Annotated in this window: 7 protein-coding genes; all 7 read left to right on the forward strand. The window is 62.4% G+C overall.

The genetic code is table 11. The annotated features are described in order from the left end of the window. A partial coding sequence (locus VMW12_08475) for an amylo-alpha-1,6-glucosidase (protein ID HUZ49758.1) occupies positions 1 to 1,229 on the forward strand: 1,229 nt, incomplete at its 5' end. Continuing rightward, positions 1,222 to 2,118, forward strand: coding sequence for a DUF4931 domain-containing protein (locus tag VMW12_08480; protein HUZ49759.1), 897 nt, complete (start codon positions 1,222 to 1,224; stop codon positions 2,116 to 2,118). The genes VMW12_08475 and VMW12_08480, both read left to right, overlap by 8 nt. 6 nt (positions 2,119 to 2,124) lie before the next feature. Continuing rightward, positions 2,125 to 2,562: a hypothetical protein gene (locus VMW12_08485; protein ID HUZ49760.1), complete on the forward strand. Its 438-nt coding sequence runs from the start codon at positions 2,125 to 2,127 to the stop codon at positions 2,560 to 2,562. Between the two features lie 44 nt (positions 2,563 to 2,606). After that, a complete protein-coding gene (pdxS, locus tag VMW12_08490; protein ID HUZ49761.1) occupies positions 2,607 to 3,500 on the forward strand; it encodes a pyridoxal 5'-phosphate synthase lyase subunit PdxS in 894 nt (297 codons plus the stop codon). A gap of 4 nt (positions 3,501 to 3,504) precedes the next feature. Further along, a complete protein-coding gene (gene pdxT / locus VMW12_08495; GenBank protein ID HUZ49762.1) occupies positions 3,505 to 4,104 on the forward strand; it encodes a pyridoxal 5'-phosphate synthase glutaminase subunit PdxT in 600 nt (199 codons plus the stop codon). Positions 4,105 to 4,115: 11 nt separating this feature from the next. Continuing rightward, positions 4,116 to 4,409: a hypothetical protein gene (locus VMW12_08500; GenBank protein HUZ49763.1), complete on the forward strand. Its 294-nt coding sequence runs from the start codon at positions 4,116 to 4,118 to the stop codon at positions 4,407 to 4,409. A 65-nt stretch (positions 4,410 to 4,474) separates the two neighbouring features. Further along, complete coding sequence (locus VMW12_08505; GenBank protein ID HUZ49764.1) at positions 4,475 to 5,005, forward strand: HNH endonuclease; 531 nt, start codon at positions 4,475 to 4,477, stop codon at positions 5,003 to 5,005. The last annotated feature ends 133 nt before the right edge of the window (positions 5,006 to 5,138 follow it).

Below are 5,138 nucleotides of genomic sequence, written 5' to 3' on the forward strand. Positions count from 1 at the left end.
GGGTCAGGGACCGCATCGGTTTAGTTATCAAAATCACCGACTACATGCTCACGCAACGAGACGACCGGGGCTTGTTATTCTGCCGAGCCAAGGGCGTGGACATGTTCGGCATCTCGTCGTGGCGCAACATCATTCCTTACTATACCCTCGACGGGGCGGTTACCGAAATCAACGCGGAGGGCGTCTTCGCGTTGGAGGCGGCGGCCATGATGTGCGCCGCTGCGGACGATTCCGAGCACTGGGATCGCTACTCGCAAGAGGCGCAGACGTTACGCGAAGCGATGATGGATCATTTGTTCAACGACGATACGGGAGCGTTCGTACTGAACTACGATCAAGATAAGAATTACCAGGATAGCTTCACCTCGGACGAAGTCTTCCCGGTTCTTTTCGGCGTTGCGGACGCCGCACAGCGGCGCGTCATTCTCGAACGGCTGCACGAGAGCGATTTTATTACGCCGGTTGGATTGCGCACGATTTCAACGGCTGATTCGTGGTATTTTCCCTCGCATGGGTTCGGCTTGTTGGGCGGGGTGTGGCCGGATTTAACGCTATGGTACGCGGTTGCGTTGGCGCGAAACGGCATGGTCGATCGCGCCGTGCACTTTCTGGATATCATCTACGAGGCGATGGAAGCCGGCAGCTCGCGCAACACGGTGCCGGGTGAGTTCGGCGAGTGGTTCGACGGCGGGTCGCTCAGCAATCGCGGGATGTATCTATCGCCGTGGACCAGCGCGAAATACTTGTGGGCGGTTGCCGAGACGATCGGCGGACTCGACGGGTACCGCACCAGCGGGCGTCCCCATCTCGCCCCGATGCGTCCCGAGGGTTGGTCGTGGATGGCGGCGGCGCGAGTGCATTGGGGCGGGCGCCTGTGCAGTTACGTCATCGACCTGCTGAACGAAACGATCTACGCCGACGTCCCGGAGCTCTCGGCTGAAGATCCCTTCCGATGCGTCTTCGCCGGCCGCGACGTCAGCGACGAAGTGACGCTCTCGCCGGTTGAAGTCGGCGCGATCGCGTTCGAGAATGAAAGCGGAGCGGTGCGCATCTTTGTCTGCAACATGCTCGATGCCGCGCGAAACGTCGTAGTGGAGTTTCGCGGTCACACGGTGCGAATCGATATGGCGCCCGGGGAACTGCGCGAAGTCGGACCGTCCGAAGACGGCACGGAAAGGCGGTTCCGCGCCGGGCACTTCGACGCGTCGAAGCTCGTTTCGCGTGCCTGAACGCCGCGAAACGCAGATCGTGGAAGATCCGATCAGCGGCGATATCGCGTTGCAATCTCGCGCCCGCGGGCGGCGCCCGAACGAATTTCGGCAATGGGATAACGTCGATTGCCCTTTTTGTCCCGGCGCCGAATCGCAGACGCCGCAAGAGATTGCGTCGATCGTGGATGGGAGCGGTGCCTGGTTGGCGCGCGCGTTCCTCAATAAATATCCGGCCGTCACGCCTCCCGACGGCGACCACGAACTGATCGTCGATTCCGCGGCGCACGATGACGAGCTGACCCGCGCCGGCGTGGGACTGTGGCGGGAGCGCCTGCGCGCGGCACTCGGGCGTTATTCGAATGCGATGCCCGTACTCTTCAAAAACAGCGGCGAGTTTGCCGGAGCGACCATTCGTCACCCGCACACGCAGCTGATCACGCTGGCTCGCCCGATCCCGCGTTGGGAACGGCTGCGGGCTCGCGCTTTAGCGCATTGGGAGCGCAGCGCCGGCTGCGTGTGGTGCGAGGATGCGCGGCAAGCGCCCTCCGAAGGTCGCTCCGTCGAGACCCTGGGCCTTATCGCCGCCTACGTTCCGTCGAGGTCGCGCTACCCTTCGCTCCTGCGGTTCATCCCGCTGCGCTGCGCGGCGTCGTTCTCCGAGGCGAGCGACGCCGAACTGGATGATTTCACGGCCCTGGCGCGGCGGGCGGTCCGCGGCTTGGACGGATTGGCGTTCAACCTCTTCTTCGAAGGGGATCCAAACGGTCCGCCGGGGGCGTCCCATTGGCACGCCGATCTGGTTCCGCGCGAGAGCACCTTTGCCGGATTCGAGCTCGCGAGCGGCCTCCACATCACGACCGGAGCCCCGGAGGAGTCTGCGGGGCTTTGGCGCCGAATGATGGCCTAGCCCATCATGCTCGAACCATCAAAACGGCTACCGACCCTCGTCCTCGCGGCTGGTATCATCGTGCTGCTCATCGCTATTGCCCTTGGCGAGCACATGGGCGAGCAGGTGCTCGGCCAGGCATCGGACCACCCGGACCTCACGCAGATTCGAATTACCCCGGCGCCGGACCAGACCAGCGCGCCGTACGGCCCGGATTGGAAGCGGTCGTCGACCCTTTCCGCGGCTTCCGACCCGGGTTTCCCCGATCCGCGGATCCCGCCCGTGCCGTTACCGACGCGCCCTCCGGCTCCGAGCCCGACGCCTTCTCCCCGCCCGGGACCGACCTTGAATCCAAATATCCCGATTTGGCGGCAAACGCCGATCCCGACCGGAACGCCCACCGGCCAGACCCCGACGCCCTCGCCGTCGGCAGCAGCCTCGCCGACGCCGACTCCTTCGCCATGATTGTCACTAATGTACTTATTGGATTAGGCTGCTAGGATAGGGATATGGAACAGCAGACCGGTACCACCACCGTTAAGCGCGGGCTCGCGCAGATGCTCAAGGGCGGCGTCATCATGGACGTCGTGACCCCCGAACAAGCGCTGATCGCCCAGGAGGCCGGCGCGGTGGCCGTAATGGCGCTCGAGCGGATCCCCTCGGATATTCGCGCCATGGGCGGCGTCGCGCGCATGAGTTCGCTGGAGCTGATTCAGGGGATCATGGATGCCGTAACGATCCCGGTAATGGCCAAGGTGCGCATCGGCCATTTCGCCGAGGCGCAAGTCTTGCAATCCATCGGCGTCGATTACATCGACGAATCCGAGGTGCTCACCCCGGCCGACGATCTGTATCACTGCGACAAGCAAGCCTATACGACGCCGTTCGTGTGCGGAGCTCGAGATTTGGGCGAGGCGCTTCGCCGCATTGCGGAAGGCGCGGCCATGATTCGCAGCAAGGGCGAGGCGGGCAGCGGAAACATCGTGGAGGCCGTTCGCCACATTCGCGCGATCAAAGATGCCATCGCGATGCTGACCGTGTCCCCCAAAGAAGAATTGGTCGCTCGGGCGCGCGATATCGGTGCGCCGCTCGAATTGGTCGCAGAAGTCGCCCGCACCGGAAAGCTTCCGGTCGTGCTCTTCTGCGCGGGCGGAGTTTCGACGCCTGCCGATGCCGCACTGATGATGCAACTCGGAGCCGAAGGCATTTTCGTCGGCAGCGGAATCTTCAAATCCAACGATCCCAAGAAGTTCGCTCGTGCGATCGTCGATGCGACGACGCACTACACCGATGCAAGCGTGGTCGCAGCTGCGTGCCGGTCGCTGGGAACCTCGGATGCGATGCCCGGCTTGGATATCCGTAAACTGCCGGAATCCGAACTGATGGCCGGGCGCGGAAACTAGATCGATGCCGGCACTCGTCGGCGTGCTCGCGCTGCAGGGTGACGTCCAGGAGCATATGGCGGCGCTCGGCCGCGCCGGCGCCCGCACCTTGGCGGTTAAAACGCAGGCCGAGCTCGATCGGGTCGACGGCTTGGTCATCCCCGGCGGTGAATCGACGACCGTGATGAAGTTACTTTCGCGATTCGGATTGGACGACGCGATCGTCGCACGGGTTCGCGCCGGCATGCCGCTGTGGGGTACGTGTATGGGAATGATCGTGGCGGCCAACGACGTCGCGGACCTCGAGCAGCCGACCTTGCGGTTAATCGACATCACGGTTCGTCGCAATGCCTTCGGCCGCCAAAACGAATCGGCCGAGATTCCGCTCTCGATACCCGTCCTCGGAGAGCAACCGTTTCCCGCGATCTTCATTCGGGCACCCTGGATCGAGCGGGTGGGGGCGGGCGTTGAAGTGCTGGCCACGCACGAAGGACACGGCGTGATGGTGCGAGCGGGCCACGTTCTCGCGACCTCGTTTCATCCCGAACTCACCGACGATTCGCGCGTGCACCGCTACTTCTTAGAGATGCTCGGTGAAGTAGGGATGGCTACCTCGGCCGCATAAATCCCGGGGAGATGAGTTCGCAAGCGGCCTCCCGGGGCGCGGAAGCGACCGGATTTCAAGGCGAGATACCGCCCGTCGAGCCGCTGCTCGGCGAGGTGATCACCACGCTCGCGCTCGCAGCTCATGCATACCTTGCCGATAACGACGGTCGAGAACCCGATCTGCCCTCTGCGGAGATCGCGATCGACGTCGCTTCGAGCGCGTTCGAACGCGTCAAAGAGAGGTTACGCTCCGAAGAACGGTTAGCGTTAACCCAGATGCTCACGGAAACACGGTTGATCTTTGTACGGAAGCGAGGCGCCTAAATGCCTCGCTTTCGCGCTTTCACGCCCCCACCCACTCGCGCGACCTTTGAGGGAGGCCCACGATCGTGAGCGAGGTGCTCGTTTTGAACTTCACCTATGAAGCGCTGAATATCACGAGTTTTCAGCGCGCGGTGAAGTTGCTGTTCTCCGGCAAAGCCGAGATCGTCCACAATCGAGAACGCATCCTCGCATCGACGAGCTACGAAATGCGTATGCCCTCGATCATCAGGATGCTCTATTACATTCGGCGACCGATGCAGCGCGTGGCTCTAACGAAGAAAAACGTCCTGCTGCGCGACGATCATCTGTGCCAATATTGCGGGATTCGCGGAGAACGGTTGATGACCGTCGATCACATCGTCCCGAAGAGTCGCGGCGGCCCGTCGACGTGGGAGAACCTCGTGTGCGCGTGCATGCGTTGCAACAACCGCAAAAACAATCGCACGCCGGACGAAGCAAACATGGCGCTGCGCCGCAAGCCTCGCCAACCGAAATACATCCCGTGGATTCAAATTAAGCGCAACACGCTGCCCGACGAATGGGGCAAGTTCCTATTCCTCTACAACGTTTCCATCGAGGAACGCGTCGAGGCGTAGCGCCGGCGGGCTCGGCTAGCAGCGGGCTTCGGCATAGGGTGGATCGGGAGACGCCCAAAAATTTCATCCATGAATTTTTCAGCTCGAGCATTTTTTCGACAAAACGAAGTTTGGAAATGGCCCTCCGGGCCAG

The sequence above is a fragment of the Candidatus Dormiibacterota bacterium genome, from assembly GCA_035532835.1.
In the GTDB taxonomy this organism is placed as follows: domain Bacteria; phylum Vulcanimicrobiota; class Vulcanimicrobiia; order Vulcanimicrobiales; family Vulcanimicrobiaceae; genus DAHUXY01.